We start from the raw sequence: 22,327 nt of genomic DNA, 5'->3' as shown, positions 1-22,327 counted from the left end.
CCACTGGGAGGCTTACGGATGTTCGCGGCATGAAGCCCTCCTCGGGGTGGTGCCGAGACCCGGAGATTCCGGCAGGCGTAGGTGTCCGTGTTCGGGAAGCCAGGCGTGGTCGTAGATGCGTTGTCGGCCCGGCTCCCACTGGAGGCGGTACTCGGTCGCGGGGATGGCCTGGGGGAACGCGGCGGCAAGGTGGATGCCGGGGATCAGCGAGCGGCCGTGCGGATAGACCGGCACCTTGCGGGCGCGAGCAGCTGCCAGGACGTCGAGAGTCCTGGTGAGCCCGCCGCATCCGACGACGTCGAGCGTCAGGGCCACGGGGCGAATCGTGTCGAGGACGGTGGCGGGGTCCTCGCGGAGCGAGAGGCGCTCGCCTATGGCTACGGGCACGGGCGTCGCTGCCAGTTGACCGTATACCCGGAGGTCGTGGCGTGGCAGAGGATCCTCCAACCAGATCAACGCGGACGGATTGACCCGTTCGGCGAATGTTAGGGCCAGGGAGGGTGTCCACGTGCCCACAGCGTCCGCGGCAATCCGGACCCCTGTTTCCTCGGCCGCGTGTTCCACGGCCCGGGCGAGAGTCCGCGCCGCCTCCGTCGGGCTGTGCGGTGATCGGCAGCGGAGCCCCCACTTGGTGAAGGCCCAACTGCCTGCCAGGACTTCGCTCAGGACGTCAGTCTCGACAGAGTCGGTCAGTTCCTTCGTCAGCCACGACGCGTAGGCCGGTACGGTTCGGCGCGCGGTCTTCGGAGTCAGGAGGTCCGCCACCGGATGACCGTCAAGGCGCCCGTGCAGATCCCACGCCGCGCAATCGATGGCGCCCATGGCCCACGGGGCATGCGGGTCCGGACTCGCGACCGCCGGCCCCAACAGGCGCTGGAGGAGGGCCTGATGGTCTGTGGCATCGGCTCCGATCACGGTCGGCGCGAGGACCTTGTCGGCGTAGGAGGCGATGGCAGCGCTGACGGGGCCGTACCAGCCCGTCTCACCAGCTGCGTGGAGGGCGATGAAGGCCGTGTCATCCCCCGCGGGTTCGTCATCCCGTACGTCGACGACTTCGATCCGGTCGATGCAGATCGCGCTCATCAGGCCGGCTCCCGGGATGCGGAAAGACGATTCGCCGCCTGGAGCAGGCCGGTGGGGGTCAGGCCCAGCTTGTCGGCGAGTTTCGCCTGAGGCATCGGGCCCGCCGGCTCCTGCCAGCCGATGACCTCGGTCGGACGGCGGAGCCTTCCCGCCAGCAGCCCCCAAACAGCAGCTGGATGGCCGAGGGTGACCACGAGTACAGCGGCGTGCCGGCCGAAGTATTGAGCGATGTCCCTGTCGGACAGCCCTCGCGGCCAGGTCGCGGGATCACCCAGCACGGTCAGGTCGAGGAGATTCACCGCCCGGACGCGGTAGCCACGGTTTCCGCGAAGCAGCGGGATCGCTTCGGCGGCGACGGTGGCCGGGAGGTCGCCCGCGGTGACGATGGTGATGTCCGGTTCGCCGTCATCGCTCAGATGTGGCCAGATGGCGAGGCCGTACGCCTGCTCCTCATGCATGGTGTCGGTGGGGTGGGCGGTCGCGGTGTGCTTGCCCGCCACGACGACGTTGACGCGTCCGTCCGAATGGAGCGCCTCTTCCAGAGCGGCTGCGGTACGGGTCGGGTCGGCGGGTGTGAGAACTCGGACAGTGTGGTCGCCCATGGCTAGGAGTGCTGTGGCGAAGGACGGATCGCCGTGTGTGAAGACGTTGTTCCAGCCGTACGACGTCAGCAGCAGGTTCAGGCTGGGCAGAACCGGCGCCCCCGTGAGGCGGCGCTGTTTGAGGTGAGCGGCGACCCCGCTCAGGAGCAGCGGAGCGAAGGCTTCGTAGGAGACCAGGACTCCGCGACGACCGCTGGCTGTCCAGCCGGCGAGCCACTCCAGCAGGACCTCCTCGGCCAGCAGCTCCTTGGTCCACGGTTCATCGGCCAGGTCCCCGAGACGGTTGGAGGCCAGCTCGTCCGGGCTGAACACTTGGAACCCGCCGTCCGCGGCGTGGTCGCGGAGCACGGTGGTCACGGCATCGGCGAACGTGCCGAAGTCCTCGTAGCCGAGCGGTGTTCGGCGCTTGGCCGGCCCCTGTTCGGCGTGCGTCGGGCGTAGTCGGCACCACCTGGCCGCCGCCATCGCACGAGCCAATGAGCCCTGCGGGCGGCCGTCGGGATCGAACAGCTCGTGGGGCGCGTACTGGGCGAGCCACCGCTCTAGGAGTTCCAGCTGGTCGGCCACGCGTCCGGGGGCTGACAGCGGGGTCTTGTGGGCGCGCGGGGTACCGAGAATTCGGCGGCCCTCCACCGTCTCCGGCCCACCCCAGCCCTTCGTGCACCGCAGGAAGACAGTGACACGGCAGCCACGGATGGTCGCATCCAGGGCCTCCTGGAACACCTCGTGAAAAGCCGCGTGCTCCTCCTCGGAGCCCTCGACGACATGCACCACTCGGCCGTCCCAGCCCTGGCCGGTGGCGTACGCGCGCAGCTGGTCGTCGGTCATTCCTCCCAGCAGGCTTCGACCACCCATCCGGAATCCGTTGACGTGGATGACGGGGAGCACCTGTGCGTCCGGCACGACGCCCGCGGCCAGCCACGAGGCCGCCGTCGTGGGCGTCTCGCATTCACCGTCTCCGACGACGGGGACCAGAACGCGGTCGGGCGTGTCGAGCGCGGCACCCTGGGCGAACGCGAGCGCACCTCCGAGCCGTCCTCCGAGGTAGTCACCGGCCCACAGGGCGGGATGGGCCTCGGCACCGAGTCCGTCGACGTGTGGGAACGCCCGTACAAGCCGGGTCAGACCGTCCGCATCGGGCGTGAACTGGGGGCGGATCGAGTGGAGTTCTCCGCTGAGCCAGGCCATCGACAGCTGGACGATCCCCGCATGGCCGGCGCCGAGGATCGGCACCACGACCCGTTCCGGGGACGTTTGGCCTGCGGCCAGCGCGACATGGGCCAGTGCCCAGGCTGTTCCCGGAACGGTGCCCCAGTGACCGGAGGGGTCGGGCTTCACGTGCTCGTGGGACAGGGGCTCGGAGAGCAGCACGTTCCCACGCAGGTGCAGCTGGCACACCGAGGCGTATGTCGTGGCTCGCCAGAGGGCGTCGGCCAGGACCGCGACGTCGGTCATCGCCCACCGACCAGGCTCTCGCCGGCGAAGGTGAAGTACCACAAGGGCCGGTAGCACTCCCAGGCCACCGGACGCAGACCGCTGGAGCCCATGATCTCCTCGATGGCCCTGCGGGCCTGGAGGTAGAACTCCAGGTCCTGGGCGCCTTCGGACCGCAACCCGGCCATGATCGAGTTGTGGGCCTGGTACACCTGGAAGTTCGGGAACTCGGTGACGTACGGCGCGAGAGCCGCGACGCCATCGCGGAGTGCTTCGAGGCTGTCCAAACCCACGATGTACGTGAACGAGGTGCCGTGGCCGACGCGCAGCGCGCGCTGTAGTACCTGCGCCATCTCGGAGGTCGCGAGTGTGGCCTTGCTGGCCTTAAGCAGCAGGTCGCGCCGGGTGAAGCACTCGGCGGTCAGGCGCAGCACAAAGGGGGACGCTTGCGCGGCGATCTCCTCGAACGCTTCCTCGGTGCGCAGCACCGAGGTGAGGAAGCCGATCCGTGCGTTGATGTTGTGCTCGGTGAGCACGCTCCGGAGCGATCGGAGGTGGTCGGTCGCTGCCCGCTCGCGTTCGAAGCAGCCGGTCGAGACTGTGATCTCACGGAGTTCGGTCAGGTCACCGCGAGGATGCTGTTCCGACATCGCGGCCAGCAGTTCGGTCAGCTCCCGCTCCTCCGACAGGCGGGGATCGGCAGCGGCCTCCAGGGTGTTGGGGCAGAAGGCACATCCGACGCAGCGGCTCCGGGCGTTCGGGTTGAGCGTCGCCGCTCGGCCGCCGTCACGGAAGTACCCGCCAACGGCTTCGTCAGCATCGATGCGTTCGACACTGCCGATCGACTCACCGCCGATCGTCAGCTGTCCGCTCTCCAGACGGAACGGCGAACGATCCGCGTTCAGCGGGACGATGACCTGCCAGGGCACGGACGGAGCGGTGGCGAGGCGCACCAGCACACGTGCCCGATGGCGTGGGATGTCCGACGAGATCCCGTGCAGGTTGATGGAAATGAGCAGCGAGTCCTCGATGGGAACGCCGTATCGGGCCGCGAGGCGCTCAACAGACGTGAGCGAAGCCGTTGATGCGGGTAGTTCGCCAAGCACTGCGGACATGCGCACACTCCATCCCTGCCAGCCGTAAGGGAGTTCTGGTCCTGCATCGGCGGCCCGTTCCACCTCGGGGCCGATGAGAGAAGAGCGTGCAAGAGAACACCGGGACGGCTAAACCGCCTCCCGGGACGATCCGAGGACGTCTTGGGACGTTTCAGGGGCGAGCGAGCGCGCGAAGGTGAGCCATGAGGGCGTCGACGTCGCTCAGGTCCGGGAGAACAAGGTGGGCGCCGGCTTGTCTCAGCTCGTCTTCACCGTGGACGCCGGATGCCACCGCCACGACGTGCGCGCCTGATGTGAGGGCTGCATCGACATCGCGGGGAGTGTCGCCGACGAGCACCACGGCGGTGTCGTCCGGAAGGTCGTAGACGGCCCGGACCCTGCTCCTCGCTACGTCCACCAACGCCGCCCTGTCAGGGGAGTCGGCGCCGTAGGCGCCGACTGCGAGGTCCAGGAGGGCGTCCAGGCCGAAGGCACCGAGTTTCACCCGCGCGTTCGCGGCGATGTTCCCCGTGAGGACGGAGGAGACCATGTCGTCCTCCTCGGACACCGCCTTGAGAGCTTGACGGACACCAGGAAGAACCCGGCCGCGCAGGTTGAGGTCCGCCTCGCGGCCCGCTCCTGCCGCCTCCAGCGCGGCCAGCGCGTCTTCCCACGCAGGCGGTTGCAGTCCGTGATCGTGGAACATGTCCACGATGATCAAGCGGTCTGTGCGCCCCTCCGTGCGTGCGGGACGTACCGGCGCCCGACCGGAGAGAGCCGCGAACGCGGCGGCGTAGATCTCTTTGCTGACCCCGGAGTTGTCGATGAGGGTGTGGTCGATGTCCCAGAGCACGATGAGCGGCATCCTGCCAGCGTAAGCACACCGCCCGCGTACTCTCGATGAGCCGGTCGTCCTTGCGAGTGCGACCACGGGTGCGATTGGATTGTCCGAGTGAATGAACGATTGCGCTCGGCACTCGTCCAGCGGGGGATCACCGAAGAAGATCTCGCCGAGCTCTGTTCCGTCGACCCCAAGACCGTGGGCCGCTGGCTCTCCGGCCGGGTGCCCCATCGCCGGCATCGCTTCGTCGTCGCCAAGCACCTGCAAGTGGACGAGGTGTACCTCTGGCCGAACGACGGCCAGAGACCCGTGCACCTCGAAGCCCTGAGGTCGGAGATCGTCGAGGTCTACCCGAACCGGGCCAGCGTCCCCAGGGACGTCTGGATCTCTCTCCTGCTCGGAGCCGTGAAGCACGTCGACGTCCTTGTCTTCTCCGGTACGTTCTTCGCCCAGACCAACCCGCACATCGCCCGCATGCTGCAGGAACGTGCGCAGGCCGGAGTCAAGATCCGGCTGTGCTTCGGGGATCCGTACGGAGAAGCGGTAGCCGTCCGGGGCCGTGAGGAAGGGATCGGCGACACCCTCGCTGCGAAAATCCGGGCCTCGCTGACGTATTACCGCGGCCTGGTCGGCGCCCCCGGCTGCGAGGTGCGGCTGCACGACACGACGCTGTACAACTCGATCTTCCGGTACGACGACCAGTTACTGGTCAACCCGCACATCTGGGGCCAGCCGGCGAGCGCCAACCCTCTCTTCCAGCTCCGGCGCACGGACGGCACCGACTGGTACGGCCGCTACACCGAGAGCTTCGAAGCCGTATGGAACACCGCGCGCCCCTGGGCGCCCGACCGTCAGGAGCACAACCAGCGTGGGCAGGACTGAGTACTACAACGACCCGAAGGCCCCCAAGCCCAACACCCTGATCCCGGCCAGCAACCTCCTGGTCGTCAACAGCGAGGGCGCGATCCTGCTCCAGCGGCGCCGCGACACCGGGCAGTGGGCCCTGCCGGGTGGCGCCCAGGACTTCGGGGAGAGCCCCGCGCAGTGCGCCGTGCGCGAATGCGAGGAGGAGACCGGCATCGTCGCCGAGATCACCGGGTTCCTCGGCGTCTACTCCAACCCCGCGCACATCATCGAGTACTCCGATGGAGAGATCCGGCAGCAGTACGAAGCCGCCTACATCGGCCGCCCAGTCGGCGGCGCACCCACGGTCAACGAGGAGGCCGACGGCGTGCGCTGGGTACTGCCGGAGGAACTCGACGGCCTCGACATCCACGCCAGCATGCGGGAACAGATCGGCCACTACCTCTCCGGCGAGTACCCCTACCTGGGCTGAGCACGACCTATGCCGTCAGCCCAGCTGCGTCGGCTCGCGCCCGCACCCGCGCCACACTCTCGTGGATGGAGGGTGCGGCCCGACGGATGAACCGTCCGACCACGCTGTCCGAGCCGTAGCGACCGAGGATCTCGTCGATCCGCGCGTACGACGTCGTCGGCGATCCGTCGGGAGTGGTGGTCATGTCGCAGTACACCAGGGCATCCACCAGGACTTCGTCGTCCAGTTGCGGAAACTCCGCCTCCAGGGTCTCCCGCAGCCCACGCTCCTCGGCTTCGAGCAGAGCCAAGGAGTGGTTGGCCACCAGCCGCACGACCCGCTCGTCCAACCCAGGCAGCATCCGCAGGTGACGAGCCCCGTCCAAAGGGTGAAAGCCCGTCACCGCCACGACCGGCGCATACCCGATGTCGTGCAGCACCGCGGCCGCAACCAGCGTCTCGCCATCATCTCCGAGGACCGGCGCCAGCGACTCGGCGCGGGCCGCCACTCCGCGGGAGTGAGCCCACCGGCGAGGCAGGGGCTCAGCGAGCAGGGACTCCGCGAGTTCGTATGCCCAACCGACCACAGCCATGGCAGCGAGCGTACCCATCGATCGGCTGTGAGCGCTGCGAGGGTAGCCTCTGCCATTCTTTCCGGCGTCCGCTGTCCGGGGCCGCCCGTGTCCCGATGCGGGATACGGGCGGCTGCGTGTTGGTGCTCAGCGTCTACGCGTCGATGCCGTTGGCGGCGTTCAGGATCTCGACGCTCTCGGGGTCCTTCGGCGCCGAGCGTCGGTACTGGGGGTGGCCGAGGTCCATCTGGAGCGCCGCGTGGAGCGGAGCGGGGTATCGAGTCCGGTCTGACCAGGAGATGGCCTGGTGGCTGAGCCGGGCCGCGGCGACGGCCAGGATTTCCCGGTCGTACCCTTCCCGCGTGTACATGGGGGTGATCTCGCGCGTGGTCATGCTGTACCACGGCGAGTTCAGCTCGTTCTCCCGGCGCTCATCGGCGTTCTTCGACGCCTTGCCCGGGTCGGCGCGCCAGCGGGTCTTCCACTGTCCGTGACGCTTCTTGCCGTAGTTGCGGGGCACGGTGAACAGGAACCAGGGGTGGCCTTCGGGTCGCTCTTCCGGGTAATACAGGTCGCTTGAGGTCTTGAGGGTGACGGACTTGCCGTTCTTCAGATTCTCGGTGACGGAGACCAGTCGCGGCATCTCTGCCTGCATGCAGTTCATCCGAAGGATGCTGACGGGGTTCCAGGAAAGAGGAAGCCCGGTTCCGGGAAGCCACAGGCGGGGGTCGTCGGGATCCTTTCCGAGACCCTGCCTCATATTCTGAAGGCCGGGCCATACACGGCGGCATGCGTGGCCGTCGATCATCAGGGCATACGGGAGTCCGTCGAGTTCCTCGTGAAGATCCTTGAGAGCCGCTTGGACGTCTTCGCCGGCCTGTGCCCAGCGCTGGAAATCGCTGTCCCCGTCCTCCGTGTGAAGGGGGTAGTTGGCGGCGTGGAAGTTGCTCTGCGCCAAGGCGTAGTGCTCCCACTCCGGGTGGATGTTGCTCCAGCCGAGCATGCGCCAGGGGCCGCCGGGCTTCCGGGAGGGGATGATCGCGCTGGCGCAGATGATCCTCTTTGGCTCCCCCTTGAACTTGCGATCGGTGGCCTGCTTGCGGATGTGGATACCGACGAACGCCATGCGGGGCAGCGGGTAGGGGTCGTCGTCCGGGTAGAGGGCTCGTTCGAAGCGGTCGTCCACCACTCCGCACGACCGGTAGAGATCCAACAGGCCCATGTAGACGCGATGGTCCTCAAAGGCCTTCCTGGGCTTCTTGACGATGCTGAAGGTCTTGGTGAAGGGGTCGTACACCCTGCCGATGAGGAACTGGGACGGCACCGTGACCTTGGCCAGTTCGCGCACGACCTGGTGCTTGGCGTCGCTTTCCTCTAGGGCCTTCTTCACATCGGCGGGCTTCATTCCCTCGTGCTCTTCGCCTCGCACGGGGATCTCGGTCTCGCACCAGGCGGCAAGAAGAACGCCGGGCTCCGCGAACCTACTGGTGATCTTTTCTGTGTCCGAGGCCCGCTGGGTGGCGGGACCGTGTGCCAGAAGCTCCTCGGCGTTGCAGAAGACGGCCTCGATTCCAGGCGCGAGGGGGACGGATTCACCGTCGATGGGGTCGAGTCCGTCCGGGTCGAGCCCATAGGAATGGGCCAGGCCGTGGATCATCCGCATCCGGGTCTCGTCCCGGTACCAAAGGCACAGGATGCGCAGGGTCTTGTACCCGGCCGCCTCGATTGAGCGACGGATGCTCTCGGGCGAGGGCTTGCCGACGAGGTCGACGTACTCGCCGTTCTCCTTCTTCCGCGTCTTGTCCTTGCCCTCGGCGGAGGTTGCCGGCTCATGGGCTCGCTTACCGAAGATGTTCCCCTTCGACTTCAGCTCAAGGGCGGACACCTTGTCGCCGAGAGCACGACCGATGTGCTCCTGGAGTAGCGCCAGGTGGTGGGTGCCGGCACCCGTGCCGACGGCGAAGGAGTCCGTCTTCGGCATCGTGGGCCGGATCACCCCGGGCGGTGGCGTCAGGATGTCGATCCTCTTGCCGTTCTCGTCCCGGACGTTGAGCAGGCTTCGCTCGTGAGCGACACGTTCCTCGATGGCGTTAAGTGAGGTCCTGTCGGCGTCCATCTTCGCGAGGATCTCCAACGCGTGCCTGTTCGTCTGACGCAGGCCACGCCCGTCCAGGGACAGGGAGAGCAGCGGCCGGTCCTTCCCCTGGTCCACCAGGACGGTGCTGGAGTGGATCACGGTGTTGTTGACACGGCGGATGTGCGCGTTCAGGTTCAGGACGGGGTTGGGCTCGGCCGTGTAGGTGGCCATCTTGACCGACAGACGGGAGAGCGCGTACTGGACCTGCGCCCGGGTGGGGTTCTCAGGCCGGGCCTTGACCGCATCACCGAGGTCCACCGGATGGGCGAGACCGGCGAAGACCGGACCGATGGGGTTGTCCCACGCGATCAGGTCACCGTTGCTGACAGGCCGGTAGTCCAACGACGCGACGTTTCCTGAGGGCTGCCAGTCGACGGTCCTGTGCTTGATCTCACCGTTCTTGCCCTCGTACTCCTCAAGGACCGGCTCCATCTCCCGGTCCTGGAACGACACGGAAGCCAGCTTCTTGGCGATGTGCCACCTCACCGCCTCGTAGGCCCAGCTGTCGGGGCTGGCGGGCTTGCCGTCGTCCTTGGGCAGGATGTTGTCGGCGAGGCTCAGGCGTTGGGGAATGGTGTCCGCGATGCGCTTGGCCAGGTCGGGGACGTCCCTCAAAGGGATCTCGTCCACAGGAACCTTGCGGACGATTCCTTCCAGGTAGGCGAAGACATCCCTGAGGATCTCGGGCTTCACGGGGTTGAGCGTCACCATGAACGCCAGATGCTTGTCCAGGTAGACATAACCGTCAGTGATCTGCTGGAGAACGGTGACGGCGATGGAGTACGGAACGAGGAACGGGTCGGATTCCTGTTCGTTCTTGATCCATTTACTGTTCTGCGCGGCCGTACCCCTCAGTTCCCTCCACGCCTTGCGTGTAGGCGAGTGGTAGTCCCCGAAGTCCCAGACCATGGCGGTCATGCCGTCCAGGAGTTCCCTGGTGCACCTGATCGAGGTGGTGCGTGCGGTGAGATCCCGCTGGTTGTTGCTTCGCCCCATTGGGCGTTACCTCGCCTTTCTGGTTCCTCTCCCCGGGCAGAGGGAAGCGGTCGCGACTCCGTCTCGAAAGGACGGAGATTGGCAGTGGGCGGTTCAAATCATGTCGCGGTCGAGACCCGCATAGGTCAGGAATGCCTGAAGCGCTTGACCGTAGAGCTCGTTCATGATCTCGCGCTGCTCCGGATTCCAGTCGGCGTAGATCTGTTTGATGATCGTGGCCAGGTCCGAACTGAACTTCTTGTCGTGGATGGAGTGGTCCACGATGTGCAGGGTCATGTCGGTCTCGCCGCGGCGGGCTCGGCCGGCGAGTTGGATGAGCAGGACGAGCATGCCTGCCACGAGTTCCTTGCGGAGGTCGTGGTCCATGTTGGAGAACCGGGCCGGCGAGCGAAGGATCTTGGAGAGCTGCTTCCACGAGGCTTCGCTGGCTTTCCGCAGGACGGGAAGGGGCTCATCGCTACCGTCTACGGGAAGGGTGTTGACTCCGGCGGCGTTGACGCTCGCGTGCATCCAGTCGGTGTCCTCGATGCTGAGGACGGGACGCACGCACAGGTAGATGTCGCGGACCGCCGAGCGGGTACCGACCACGATGTTCAGGCCTCGCCCGATGACTGCGAGCGGGGCGATCAGGATCTCACCGCGGTCGGGGAACTCCTTCAGCTCCTCCCGGACCATCCTGTCCACGTGGGCGGGGAGATGCTCCTCGTAGTTCTGCTTCTCCGGTTTCTTCACCAGCAGGCAGACCCTGTGGTTCAGGCCGTCTGCCTGCGCCACCCCCGAGGCGAGGTAGGCGGCCTGCTCATAGGAGTTGACGGCGAGGATGACGCGGGCTCGTTCCGGTTCCTGCTTCTCCAGGCGGGCGAGGCGCTTGGCGAGTTGCTGCTCGTACAGACCCCTGCCGAGGTCGCGCAGAGCGTTGGGTTTCAGCTCGGGCGGGAGTCCTCCGATCCTCATGGCGTCGCCGTTGCCGCCTCGAACCGGGGTGGGAACGGTGACGATGGACTCGGGGCGGGTGTCGGGCAGCCACCAGCGCACGGGGGCATGGATGTGCTCCTGTACGGCCTGAGGAAGGTAGGCGGTCGCGGACAGGCCCATGACCGATCGCTGCACTCCGGCGGTCAGCAGAGCGGTGAGGCCGCCGAGTTCGGAGACGAAGGTGTGCGGGTCACCACCGAAGGAACGGGAGAGAAGTTCCGCCTCCTTCTCCTTGTTGTCCATTCCCTTCACCTGGTAGCCGTGGATGGACCGACCCAGCATCGCCAGGGGGTAGAGGGTGGCGACCGTACTGCTGCGCATGGTTTCGAGGATCTTGCGGACTGACCCGAGGTCCAGGTAACGCAGGGTCTGTGCCCGCTCGCGCAGACTGTCCAGCGCAGCGTCGAGTTCCCGGAGCACAGTACGAGTGACCAGTAGGTTCACCACCGCTGACCGCTTGTACGCATCCGGCACGATGGCGGCTAGGAGCTTGCGCATCTCCTCGCGTGTGTCGGTGAGATGGTCTTGGCCCCGCTGGGCGGTAAGCACTGTCAGGGCTGTCTGGACGGCCTCCCAGTCGGCTCCCTCTGGGAGTTCGGACTCCTCATGAAACTCGGACTCATGCCGGTGGGCAGGCATGACCTCTTCGAGAAGGACGAAGAGCTCCGGGGGGATGTCCTCGCCGGCCGTCTGGTCGGGGAAGAGGAGCTGGAGGATTTCGCGGTCCCGGGAGCGGGCCAGGCGCCAGCCGGTGTTGTCACGGCTGGCGCCGTCGGGGTTATCCGTCTCGTTGCCCGGGTTCAGCTTCAACCCGCTGCCGGAGCAGAGCCACAGCAGCAGCATCTCGGCCATCAGCCGGGCGTGGCTGACCGGAGACACCAGGTCCATCTCGTGGACGATGGGAAGGTTCTTGGCGTCTTGGTCGATCTCCCGAAGCGCGGTCGTCCGTTTCCGGGACGCCAGGGTGATCTCCGAGGTGCAGCGGCTGACGGCAGCCGTCTGGAAGGCGTCGATCTCGTCGATCAGCATCACGTCGCAGGCCCGCAGCGTCATCTCCAGCACGCTCATGCCCCTCGTACCGCGTGCCTTGCCGCGGAACTCCTGCCCGTCCAGCACGACACCGATGCGGGTCCGGCCTTCCAGCAGGTTCGCGTGGTTGGTGACGACCACGGCCGCGTCGGCGGCCCGGTAGAACTGCTGGAACTTGCCGCACACAGGGGCGAAGGAGCAGGTGTGCCGGGTGGATCCGGTGGCGGCGGAGGTCAGCGACGTGCAGTTCTCCTCGCCGTAGGGGTACAGGTTCGGTGGGTCCATGAGGGCCCGCTGCGCGCAGCCGGCCGACAGGAGCCCGATGTCGGTCCTGGCACGACGGTCCCACTGGTCGATCTGGGTGGAGGGGCTGAGGGCGGCGTAGTCCATGGCCCGGCGGTGCATGCTCGTCGGCGACATCAGTGGAGTGCAGTGTGCGGGCTCGGGGAGATGTCTCTCCCTATGCAGGTAGGCCAGGTCGTTGTTGATGTCCCAGGCCATGTCGAGGGTTGCGCGGACGTCGGTGACCGCGAGGGCGATCCGGACGTCGTTGAGCGCCGCCCAGGACGCCATGACCCGCACCAGGACCGTCTTGCCGCTTCCCGTGGGGGCGTTGAGGACCTGGAGGTCCCCCGAGGTCAGGTCGAGTTCTGTCAGCGCGCCGTCGGTGGTCTTCATGCCCTTGAAGAAGCGCTTCAGGGTCTTGTGGAGGTAGGCGACGCTCTTATCCTGGCCGCTGAGGATCTTGGCGACCTTCAGGAGTTCCTTCACCGTCGGTGCCACACGGTCACGCTGCGGACGGGTCCTCACCTGTGGCAGAGCCTCGTGACCGGGCGCTTCGAGGAAGCCAGGGGTCTCCTGGATGTGGATGTCGCGGTTGGTCGTGCCGTGCTCCTTGCCCAGGTAGGCGGTTCTCGTCCTGTGCGTACCGGGACCGACGAACGCCTGCGCCTTGGGGCGCTTGCCGAAGGTGAAGAAGGGGCCGACAACACGCCGCGCGTAGTCGAGGCAGTTCCCTCCCACCCGGGGGATCACGGCGTCGGCCGTTTCGGGTTCCCTGGTCGGCAGTCGCAGCGAGCCACCTGTCCTGTCGGCCATGTCGGCGTCGGGAGCGAAGGCTCCGAGCAACGCGAGGGCCGCCGCCTTGAGCTTCTTCGGGTCCGTCCACTCCGGCGACATCAGGACCATCACCTGACGGATGACGTTCCTCTCGGCCACCGGCAGCCTCGCCCACTCCGACCACGCCCGCGGCTTGCGGTGGGCGAAGAAGGAAGCCCCTTCGAAGCCGGCCAGCACCCGGCCCTCGTCGTCCTTGCGCGGAAAGTAGTGCGCCGCCAGTGCGAGTGCCCCTGCCAGGCCGGCTTCGCGGCCCGTCATCTCCCCGCTCACGCCCGGCCCTCCTTGACTCCCGTGATGACCATCTCGACGTAGTCGGTGGCGGTCATCGCCGCCTTCATCCCGTACATGCGGCACACCATGTCGAGCTGGGCCACCTGCTCCTGGCGGTGGTCAGGCACGACCAGGTACTCCGCTCCTCCTCGGTCGCCACCGTCCATGTGGAGCTTGCTGACCAGGTGGTTCACCCAGGTGTAGTCCTTGAAGTCGGCGAGGAACGCCGGCTTCTCGCTGTCCGGGTGAGTGATCCAGTGATCGCACTGGTCTCCGTTGGGCCACAGGTGTGACGTCCAGGCCGTGCCCTCAAGGTCCGCTGAGACAGCCCGGTGAAGAGCCAGTTCAGGGAGGCCAGGGACGACGGTGTAGCGCCACACCGGCCGCACCAACGCCACGTAATCCTCGACCGGCTGAGCCTCCGGCAGCTGCGGAACTGCCCCGGTCCACAGTGCAGCGAAACGTCCGGACGGGACTCTGCACCCAAACGTCGGGCTCAGGGTGGGGGCCGACTTCTTCCGAGCGGTCACGACGAACTCGTAGGACGCGCCGGTCTCCTCGTGCCAGGGGTACAGACACCGCACCCTGCCCTGGATGCGTGCACCGGAACGGGTGGCTGCCACCTTCATCGGCCACTTACAGGCGGGACAAGGCCACCACCAACCGTTGTACTGCGCGTATTGGGAGATCGGCTTGTAGAAGTCGTTCGCCCGGGACGGCAGCTTGAGGTCGGGGAGGCTTCCCTTCGGGACCGTCGGGTTCTCCACCAGCGTGGTGCGGTGCCTCTCGTAGAAGGGGCCTTTGATCGCGCTGAAGACGGCTTCCTGGCTGTACTCGTCGTCCAGCTTGGGTTTCGTCACCTGGCCGCTGAACTTGCCGACCTTCTGGGCGGCCCGCATGACTCGCTGGGCTTCGTGCCGGAAGTCGAACCCGTCCTCGGTGGCGACTCCCTCGCTGTCCATCAGCCGCACGCCGGCGAGAGCCCGGGTGTCGATCCAGTCCGGCAGCAACCCCTCCAGGGAGCCTGCGCGGTCACCGGTGAGCCGTCCCAGCAGTTCCTCAAAGCGGATCAGATGCCCGGGGCCGCACGCCGCCATCAGGATCCCGTGGGCCTCGATGAGCCGGTCCAGACGCTTCGGACCGTCCAGTTCTTCACTGGCGATCGCGTGCTCACACACGGCGAACGCCTTGACGATTTCCAGCAGGGCATGCGTCTGCTGAATGCCTGTTGTGTCGTCAGCTTGCATCACGAGCCGGAACCCTACGACAGGGCACTGACAGCGACCCTCCCCCGAAGGCCCTAATCGAAAACGTCTTCGAATCCCTGAGTGTCGATGCCGGGATACAGAGCACGGTAGGCGTCGAGGTGGTCAGTGATGTGGCGCCGGCCTGAGTCGGTGAGAAGCCACCGGTACGGCCCGTGGGTCACTCCGTCAGGGTGTCGAAGGACGATGAAGCCTCTGCTCGGGGTACGCCCGTCGGGGCTCTGCCCCACCGCGAGGTAGTGCGGTCCACGTCCGGCAAGACTGCCGTCCACTCCCTGTGCCCCAGCGCGTGCGACACGGACCATGATCTTCCACAACCACGGCGACAGAAGCGGCGCGGGCGGTCCCGCTTCGCGGGAGACACCCAGCGCCGTGCGGGTCACCGCTCTGCCACGCCGGGTCATCTCAACCCTGGTGCGGGGCACGTCCCCCAGGCCGTCGAGATGTACCCGGTCCCGGTACACGCGGATCAGACCGCGTCGTTCCAGAGCGGCCACGGAAGACCCGGCGCCGGGATCATGCACCCCGGCCTCGCGCAGCCGCTCCTGAATGCGGGTGTAGCCGACGACGTCGGACGGGACGGAGAGGGCGAGTGTCATGCGCCGCCACTCGACTGCAGGCTGCCGCCGCGCTCCCGCGTAGCGGTTCTGTCGCTGCTCCGCCTCGGCCTCCTGGTCTTGCTGGAAGATACAGGTCAGGTAGGTGCGCTGCCGGTCGTTGAGAGCCTCCCAGGCGGTCATCGACTCCTCGGACGGCCGTCGCGACTGCCGCTCGGGGAGTACCGGGAGGGGGTCCTCCGGGCGGCTGCGGAGCCAGGCATCCACCACCACCCGGACGGGAACCCCGTAGACCTGGGCCAGCATGCGCGCCACCTGCCCCAGAGTCTCGGGAGAGCGCCACATCCAGCCGCGTACGTGTCTGCCGCGTTCCAGGTCCCGGATCTTCTCAGCGTTGAGATGCAGACCCTGCGCGCCGTGCTTCCGCCGCAGGGCTGAGGCGGCCTCTTCCGTGCTGATGCCCGCGTCGCGGCGCAGGTCCGCGAGGGTCTCGGTGCCCGGCTCACGGCCCGTCAACTCCTGCGCATCGCAGCGCAACACCTCCAGCAGCCGACCGAAAGCCCGATCACCGACGGCCCGTGCTCCCGTCTCCCAGTGGCGCACGGCACGTGACGTAACACCGACCGCCTCAGCGAGCTCCTCCACGCTCATATCCCTGAACAGTCGCTGGCGTACCAAGGCTTGGGGAGAGATGGGCTGCGCCATACCTCCAGCAAAACGCAGTGAACAGTTCACCGCAACTGTTTTCAGAGTCCGGCCGCCAAAGGCACCACGACGCTGGGGCCTCGAAGACGTACACGCCTGCCGTGGACCAATCCGATCTCGTGGAACCTCCCATCCGTACCGCCCTGATCAGAACAGGACAGACTGGTTCGACGCGACGTTTCCGTCCGAGTCGGCCTGGGCAGGGACCTGCCCGGTGCGCTCGTTCTGCAGATCCCACAACTCTCGGAACAAGCCGTCCCGCTGGGCCAGCAGTTGCTCCGGGGTGCCGTGCTGGATGACACGCCCCTGGTCCAGAACAACAATGCGATCGGCGATGGTCACATTGGTGAGCCTGTGAGTGACCAGGACGACCGCGCGGTCGGCGGCGAGGTGGCGTAGCCCGGTGAAGATGCGGTGCTCGGCCCTCGGGTCGAGAGCGGCGGTCGGTTCGTCCAGGACGAGCAGTCCGGCCGGCCGGTGGAACGCTCGGGCTAGCGCGATCCTCTGCCACTGCCCGCCGGACAGTTCCTGCCCGCCCCACCATTCTTTGGCCAGCAGGGTGTTCAGCCCGCTGCGCAGTCCGTCGACGACCTCGTCGGCGCCCGCAGCCTGCGCCGCGGCGAGCACGGCGGCGTCTCCCTCCTCGGTGGCCTGACCGAGGGTGATGTTCTCCCGCGCCGAAAGAGGCCAGGCCGCGTAGGACTGCGGCACGACGGCGACACGCGCCCAGGTGGCGTACGCGTCCAGGTTCCTGGTGTCGGTGCCGTCCCAGATGACGGCTCCTTGGTCGGGTAGGTACAGGGCCGAGAGGATCTTGCTGAGAGTGGTCTTGCCGGAACCGTTCTCGCCCACGAGTGCGACGACCTCGCCACGCCGGACCTCCAACGAGACGTCGTTAAGGGCGGGACGGTCGGCGCTCGGGTACTGGAAGGTGATGTTCTCCGCGCGTACGACGGCGGGGGCGGCTGGCGCCTGGGAGCCCCGGTCGATGCGGTGTCCGCCGGCCTCGTCGATGAAGTCCGCCCAGTCGTCCAAGAACATGCCGGTACGGAAGAGCTGGGCTCCGTAGCCGACGATTCCGTCCAGTCCCGCGCTGACGCGCCCCAGCGCGAGGAACGCGGTGCCGAGGGCGGCGACGGAGATCTGCCCGGCAGACACCAGCAGGGCGAGGGCCACCCACACCACCGCGTGGGCGAGGCCTCCTGTGGCCCCGCCCACAAGGGAGATCCTGGCGGAGCGCCAGGTGGCCTGGTCGGTGGTCCTGTCGATCCGCGTCCCGGCCGTGCGGTACTTGGCGAGGAGGAACGGTGCCATGGTGCCGGAGCGGACTTGGTCCGCGGTCTGCTTGTCGACCATGTACCAGCGCAGCATGCCCAGGAGCCGCCGGTCCTTCGACGTGGCGAGCGAGGCGATGTAGCTGATGCGCGCTGCCCTCACGCTGGCCAGGCCCTTCGGCAGGGCCGCCAGGACAAGCAGAGGTAGAAGGATCGGGTGCACGGCGGTCAGGACGCACGCCGAGGCGATCAGCGATGCCGATGCGGCGAGGATGTACTGGGCTTGGGTGAGAAGGTCCCTGGAGACCTCCACTCCGCGGTCGGCCGCGTCCCAGCGGTCGTTGTATCCGGGGTTGTCGTACGCGGCCAGTTCCGCCTTGGTCGCCGCGTCGAGGAGCTTGAGTTCGGCTTCCCGGGCGATACGCGGGGCCAACCGGGCCGACAGCGCGGTGGAGGCAATACCCAGCAGGGCACGGAGACCGATGGCACCCGACAGGACGACGAGGGAAGGTACGGCGGCACGGAGCTGGTCGCCGCTGATGTGCTGCGAGGCGATCAGCGGCTTGATCACCCCGGTGGTGGCCATCAGACCGAACGCCTCCAGTACTCCGGAGAGGAGCTGGACGCCGAGCAGGGCAATAACCGCGGCGCGGTCTACCTGCCAGCCCAGTTCGAGGGACCTGCGGATCAGCTGGGGCAGGCGCCGGGCCATCGAACGGGTCGTGATCGCGTTGGCGGCCTCGATACGACGGTCACCGGGGATGACGAACTTCAGTTCCTCGTCCGAAACCTCCGCCTCGTCCGCCGGCGCGGCTGTCCCGGTGGGCTTCGGGATGGTTGTCATCGGCTCCAGCCCTCCGTGGACTTGCGGTGCCCGACCAGGGGCGTACGGGATCCCAGCGGCGCACGCCGTTCGCGAATGAGTACCGGATGCTGGCCGATCACGGTTCGATGTGCCAAGACGTCCCCCCTGTGCATTGCGTGGATGAGGTTGTCGCTGGTCAGTCGTTTCGTTTGGCATGGTCAGAAGTTGACGGGTGGTCACGCCGTGCCTCCGCTCGCTCCGAGGGCGGTGAGCTCGTCTTCAAGACACTCAAGCTCACCGAGCAGGTGGCGGACGGCGACCTGACGCTCGCGCCAGTACCGCCTCAGATCCACCTCCGCCTCCCCCGGCAGGTCGTACTCCGCGGTCGTGGCCCCGTAGAGGCTGGACAGCATGTACAGCAGCGCGATCCGAGCGCAGGCCCGCACTTCCCGAATCGGAAGGCTGGGGTGCTCCGAGCGGTAGGCCCTGGCCATGGCCAGGGCGCAAGCGGCCCACTCGGTGCTGGTCGCGACCGTGCGCGGGTCGAACGCCGCCCGCCCCAGCTCCCAGGCTGGCAGCGCGCCGGCGCAGCGGAAGTCGATGATGCCGGTGACGGCATCGGCGAGGGTGATCAGATTGGTGCGGGTCAGGTCCGCGTGCAGCGCCTGTTCGACCAGCGTCTCGGGGAGATGAGCCCTCAACCGGGGGACGTGTGTGCGCAGGTCCTCACGCCGCTGGTCGAGGTCGGCACGCAGTTCATCCAGATGGTCGTGGCCTTGGCGCCTGGCCCTGGCCATCACGGTGTCGCATCTTGCTACGGCCTCCTCGACGGGCTCGGTCCGCCAGCGGGTGTGCTGCACGCGCCTGGGCATCGGATACGCGGCGAGCGTACGGTGCATGCGCCCCATAACGACGCCGATGTGCTCGGCGAGCCGGATCGTCATCGCCGACGAGGTCACCCGGCCGGGAGCCTCGTCGACCACGGCCCATGCGCTGCCTCCCGCGATGGTGACCAGGTTGTCGTCGGCATCGGGCCACACCCGTGGAACGGGAAGCCTCGCGGCCCGGCAGTACTCCGACATGTCCCACGCGTTGCGTGCCGCCTCCAGGTCGGCCATCGAGCGGTACTGCTTGACGAACAGCCGTACTCCGTCGTCCGTCAGGACTCGCCGGTTGATGGTGTCCGTGCCCATGTGCACCGGTTCGACGACATCAGCGACCAGCCCGTACCTTTCCTCCAACACTTCAGCGGCGAGCGTCTCGCCCCAGCCTGCTGCGTCCATTCAGATCACCGACCGCCGTCCACAGGGAGACAGCGGTCCGTGCGAACCGTTCCAGAGAAGCTGTTCACGCACGCCACCCGCCCCACACGCACTTGCCGGTCTCCAGACGCAGGTTCTCCAGCATGGTGTGTGCCTCGTCGACCAGTCCGATGTCGCGCTGCCTGATCCCCCAATCCAGGCAGTCCAGGGCATCCAGTGCCCCGTACGTCCGGCACGCGATCTGTTCCTCCTCGGTGAGTGGGCGGCCGTATCCGTGGTGGAAGGCGGCGTTGAGGTCGGGACGGTTGCACAGGATCCGGTAGCGCAGTCGGCTCAGGTCGCGGTAGGCGGCAGGCCGAAGTTCGGCGCGTTCGAAGTCGATAACCCGCAGGCGCTGCTCGGTCTCGTCCCACATCCAGTTCTTGGGCATGTAGTCGCCGTGCTGCGATACCGGAGGCAGGCGTGGAGGGGCCTCCCCGGCGAGGGTGCGCACCATCGCGAGGTCGTGTTCCGGCGCGTTCCTCCCCGTACGGCCCAGCAGTCGGGTGATCGTCTCGTCCCAGGCCTCCTCGGTCATTTCCGGCATCGACTCGTTGGCCGCCGCGGTGTGGAACCGGGCGAGCAGTTCACCGGCCTGCTCGTAGGCCGCCCGTTCCTGCTCGGCCGGCAGGCGCAGCGAGTCGAGGCCGCGTCCGGGCACGGCGGTGACCAGGACGGTGCGCGTCTGCGTGTCCGCGGAGACCAGCTCGGGGGCGCGGTCTGCGCCCAGGGCCACGGTCCACTTCTCGTACGCGGTCACCTCGCGTCGGTGGAGCTTCGCGCCCGCGTGACACTTCCCGAACCACCTTTGGCCGCCAGGCCCATTGACCTCCCAGACGGAAGGCCGGATGTCTCCGGGCCGGGGATGCTCGGCGACCACCGTGTACGTGTCGGTCGCCGACTCCACCAGATGGTGGAGCGCGCTGGGCATGTCGGTCAACGGTGCGCCCTTCCGCTCGCCGGGCCGCCCGACCGTGCCACGATGAGTGACAGGTCGGACGCGCTCAGTGTCCTGTTGTGGGTGGGTAGCTTGCCAAGTGCCACTGACAATGCGCTCTGAACTGGTCATTTGCCTGCCCGGAGGCGAAGGACGGCGCCGGAGGCCATCTCGAGGAGGGACTCGCTCAGAACTCCGTACCGCCAGCCGAGCGTCACCAGGTGCGGGTCGTTTTCTGCCTCGACGCGCTGCCGCAACGCCCGTACTCGTCCCAGGGCTTCTTCGTGGCTGATGCGGGCGCGCGCCGCGTACTCCTTTGACGTCGCACCGATGGCGACCATGCGCCACGTCTCGATCTCCGCCTCCGAGAAGGCTCCCGGGAGCGTGGCCATCTCGGGGCGCCGGAGCTGCTCGGTGACGAAGCCGGCGTGGACGACTGCGGCCCGGCCACGGGTGCCGAACTTCTGTCCGCAGTGCTTCAACTGCACGTTGATCGTGCCAGCCGTGATCGTGCGGTCGGTGGCGATCGCGTGGGTGCTCTTGCCCTCCGCGACCTGCTGGACGATCCGAATCTGCGCGGGTGTCAGGTCGAGCGACGTCGAGGACGGGCGCGCCGGTCGGGCACTCACGGGAGTTCTCGGTCCTTTCGGGGAGGAACGGCGGTCAGGCGCGGGCCAGCCACCGACGCCGCTCGGCGTCGGTGACCAGGCTCCGCTCGTGGTCCAGTTCCAATTGGGCAAGACGGGTGTAGTGCTCGACCACATCGGTTCCGAAGGCTTTCCGCGCGAGGGCGCTGTTCTGGAAGGCGACGAGGGCGTCGGCCAGGGTGGGCGGGACGGAGGTGCCGCCCACCCGGTAGGAGTTGCCCGTCTCCGCCGGACCGGGGGTGAGTTTCTGTTCGATGCCGTGGTCGATGGCCGCCAGGGCGGCGGACAGGGCCAGGTAGGGGTTGGCATCCGCGCCCGGCACGCGGATCTCCAGATGGAGGCCCTCGCCGTGGCCGACGACGCGGACGGCACAGGTGCGGTTGTCGTAGCCCCAGCTGAACGTGGTTGGCGCGAACGAGTCGGGCGTGAACCGCTTGTAGGAGTTGGTGTTCGGGGCGTAGAGGGGAACCAGCTCCGGCAGGCCGGCGAGCAGGCCCGCGATGGCGTGCCGCCCTGTCTGGGACAGTCCGCCGCCGGACTCGTCGAGCTGGCTGATGGCCTTCGACCACAGCGACACGTGGAGGTGCAGACCGTTGGCACGGCCGGTTTCCGGGGCGGCCATGAAGGTGGGCGCCAGTCCAGCACGCGAGCCGAGGGTGCGCACCGCGTGCTTGAACAGCAGGTGCCCGTCGCAGGCGGTGAGGGCGGGCCCGTACGGGAAGGTCACCTCGACCTGGCCGGGCCCGGCCTCCGTCTTGATCGCTTCCACGGGCATTCCGGCGCCCGCGAGCGCGCGCTGAAGGCGGCGGAAGAAACGGTCGGAGACCGGATCATGGTCGAGGGCGTAGTCCAGGTTCTCCGTGGCCACCGGTCGTAGGCCCTGGTATCCGGCCTGTTCCGCCTCCGCGTATGTGCCCCTGTAGAGGACAAACTCGGTCTCGATCCCCGCCTTCGGGTGCAGCCCGTGGCGCGCCATCCGGGTCAACTGGCGATGGAGGATCTCGCGGGGGGCGATCTCGATGGGTGTTCCGTCGTGGGTCACGGCGTCGCCGAGCACGACCGCGGTACGCGGAAGCCACGGAACCACCCGCAGGGTCGACAGGGCCGGCTGCACGGACAGGTCCTGATAGCCGGTCTCCCACGAACTCAACGCGAAGCCGTCCGCCGGGCTCATGTCGATGTCGGTGGCCAGGACGTAGGCACACACCTCGGCGCCGTGATGCGCGACGCGCTTGAGGAAGTGGTTCGCGTCGTAGCGCTTCCCCTTCAGCCTCCCCTGCATATCGGGGACGGCGAGCAGCACCGTGTCGATGGCACCCGCTTTGACGAGGTTACGCAGGTCCGACAAGGAGAACGCCTTCTCGGGGCGC

The 22,327-nt window shown here is 67.5% G+C and carries 16 protein-coding genes; 2 read left to right on the top strand and 14 right to left on the bottom strand.

Translation table 11 applies throughout. The annotated features are described in order from the left end of the window. Positions 1 to 12 precede the first annotated feature (12 nt). The 4 genes from AB0E85_RS05470 to AB0E85_RS05455 all read right to left on the bottom strand — a co-directional run bounded on the left by AB0E85_RS05470 (position 13) and on the right by AB0E85_RS05455 (position 5,078). A complete protein-coding gene (locus AB0E85_RS05470) occupies positions 13 to 1,083 on the bottom strand; it encodes an enolase C-terminal domain-like protein (RefSeq protein ID WP_361922680.1) in 1,071 nt (356 codons plus the stop codon). Continuing rightward, the gene (locus AB0E85_RS05465; RefSeq protein ID WP_361922677.1) at positions 1,083 to 3,140 is read right to left on the bottom strand and encodes a hypothetical protein; all 2,058 of its coding nucleotides are present in this window, start codon (positions 3,138 to 3,140) and stop codon (positions 1,083 to 1,085) included. The genes AB0E85_RS05470 and AB0E85_RS05465 overlap by 1 nt, the downstream gene beginning before the upstream one ends. Next, entirely contained in the window at positions 3,137 to 4,234 is a 1,098-nt protein-coding gene (locus AB0E85_RS05460; RefSeq protein ID WP_361923097.1) for a hypothetical protein, read from the bottom strand. Before AB0E85_RS05460 ends, AB0E85_RS05465 begins: the two co-directional genes overlap by 4 nt. 151 nt (positions 4,235 to 4,385) lie before the next feature. Beyond that, on the bottom strand, positions 4,386 to 5,078 hold the full coding sequence (locus AB0E85_RS05455; RefSeq protein ID WP_361922674.1) for an HAD hydrolase-like protein: 693 nt from the start codon (positions 5,076 to 5,078) through the stop codon (positions 4,386 to 4,388). A gap of 87 nt (positions 5,079 to 5,165) precedes the next feature. Here AB0E85_RS05455 and AB0E85_RS05450 point away from each other — a divergent pair, with 87 nt between their 5' ends. Both AB0E85_RS05450 and AB0E85_RS05445 read left to right on the top strand, forming a co-directional pair. Continuing rightward, positions 5,166 to 5,936 (top strand): helix-turn-helix transcriptional regulator, encoded by a 771-nt coding sequence (locus AB0E85_RS05450; RefSeq protein ID WP_361922671.1) that lies wholly within the window; start codon positions 5,166 to 5,168, stop codon positions 5,934 to 5,936. Further along, the gene (locus AB0E85_RS05445; protein ID WP_361922668.1) at positions 5,923 to 6,390 is read left to right on the top strand and encodes an NUDIX domain-containing protein; all 468 of its coding nucleotides are present in this window, start codon (positions 5,923 to 5,925) and stop codon (positions 6,388 to 6,390) included. Before AB0E85_RS05450 ends, AB0E85_RS05445 begins: the two co-directional genes overlap by 14 nt. 7 nt (positions 6,391 to 6,397) lie before the next feature. Here AB0E85_RS05445 and AB0E85_RS05440 read toward each other — a convergent pair whose 3' ends face one another. The 10 genes from AB0E85_RS05440 to AB0E85_RS05395 all read right to left on the bottom strand — a co-directional run bounded on the left by AB0E85_RS05440 (position 6,398) and on the right by AB0E85_RS05395 (position 22,305). Then, positions 6,398 to 6,961: an HD domain-containing protein gene (locus AB0E85_RS05440; RefSeq protein ID WP_361922665.1), complete on the bottom strand. Its 564-nt coding sequence runs from the start codon at positions 6,959 to 6,961 to the stop codon at positions 6,398 to 6,400. 133 nt (positions 6,962 to 7,094) lie between these two features. Continuing rightward, a complete protein-coding gene (locus AB0E85_RS05435; RefSeq protein WP_361922662.1) occupies positions 7,095 to 10,073 on the bottom strand; it encodes an RNaseH domain-containing protein in 2,979 nt (992 codons plus the stop codon). Positions 10,074 to 10,166: 93 nt separating this feature from the next. Further along, the gene (locus AB0E85_RS05430) at positions 10,167 to 13,466 is read right to left on the bottom strand and encodes a hypothetical protein (RefSeq protein ID WP_361922659.1); all 3,300 of its coding nucleotides are present in this window, start codon (positions 13,464 to 13,466) and stop codon (positions 10,167 to 10,169) included. Next, positions 13,463 to 14,713, bottom strand: a complete 1,251-nt coding sequence (locus tag AB0E85_RS05425; protein WP_361923094.1) for a hypothetical protein — start codon at positions 14,711 to 14,713, stop codon at positions 13,463 to 13,465. The genes AB0E85_RS05430 and AB0E85_RS05425 overlap by 4 nt, the downstream gene beginning before the upstream one ends. A 53-nt stretch (positions 14,714 to 14,766) precedes the next feature. Then, positions 14,767 to 15,993, bottom strand: coding sequence for an XRE family transcriptional regulator (locus AB0E85_RS05420; RefSeq protein WP_361922656.1), 1,227 nt, complete (start codon positions 15,991 to 15,993; stop codon positions 14,767 to 14,769). Positions 15,994 to 16,140: 147 nt separating this feature from the next. Then, the gene (locus tag AB0E85_RS05415) at positions 16,141 to 18,111 is read right to left on the bottom strand and encodes an ABC transporter ATP-binding protein (protein ID WP_361922653.1); all 1,971 of its coding nucleotides are present in this window, start codon (positions 18,109 to 18,111) and stop codon (positions 16,141 to 16,143) included. Positions 18,112 to 18,308: 197 nt separating this feature from the next. Beyond that, positions 18,309 to 19,355: a phosphotransferase gene (locus tag AB0E85_RS05410; protein WP_361922650.1), complete on the bottom strand. Its 1,047-nt coding sequence runs from the start codon at positions 19,353 to 19,355 to the stop codon at positions 18,309 to 18,311. Between the two features lie 64 nt (positions 19,356 to 19,419). Then, entirely contained in the window at positions 19,420 to 20,304 is an 885-nt protein-coding gene (locus AB0E85_RS05405) for a phosphotransferase (protein ID WP_361922647.1), read from the bottom strand. A 134-nt stretch (positions 20,305 to 20,438) separates the two neighbouring features. After that, complete coding sequence (locus AB0E85_RS05400) at positions 20,439 to 20,939, bottom strand: LuxR C-terminal-related transcriptional regulator (RefSeq protein WP_361922644.1); 501 nt, start codon at positions 20,937 to 20,939, stop codon at positions 20,439 to 20,441. Positions 20,940 to 20,973: 34 nt separating this feature from the next. Continuing rightward, positions 20,974 to 22,305, bottom strand: coding sequence for a glutamine synthetase family protein (locus tag AB0E85_RS05395; protein WP_361922641.1), 1,332 nt, complete (start codon positions 22,303 to 22,305; stop codon positions 20,974 to 20,976). Positions 22,306 to 22,327 lie beyond the last annotated feature (22 nt).

Source organism: Streptomyces sp. NPDC029044 (assembly GCF_040637495.1).
Classification (GTDB): domain Bacteria; phylum Actinomycetota; class Actinomycetes; order Streptomycetales; family Streptomycetaceae; genus Streptomyces.
This window is presented reverse-complemented; position numbering and strand designations above follow the sequence as displayed.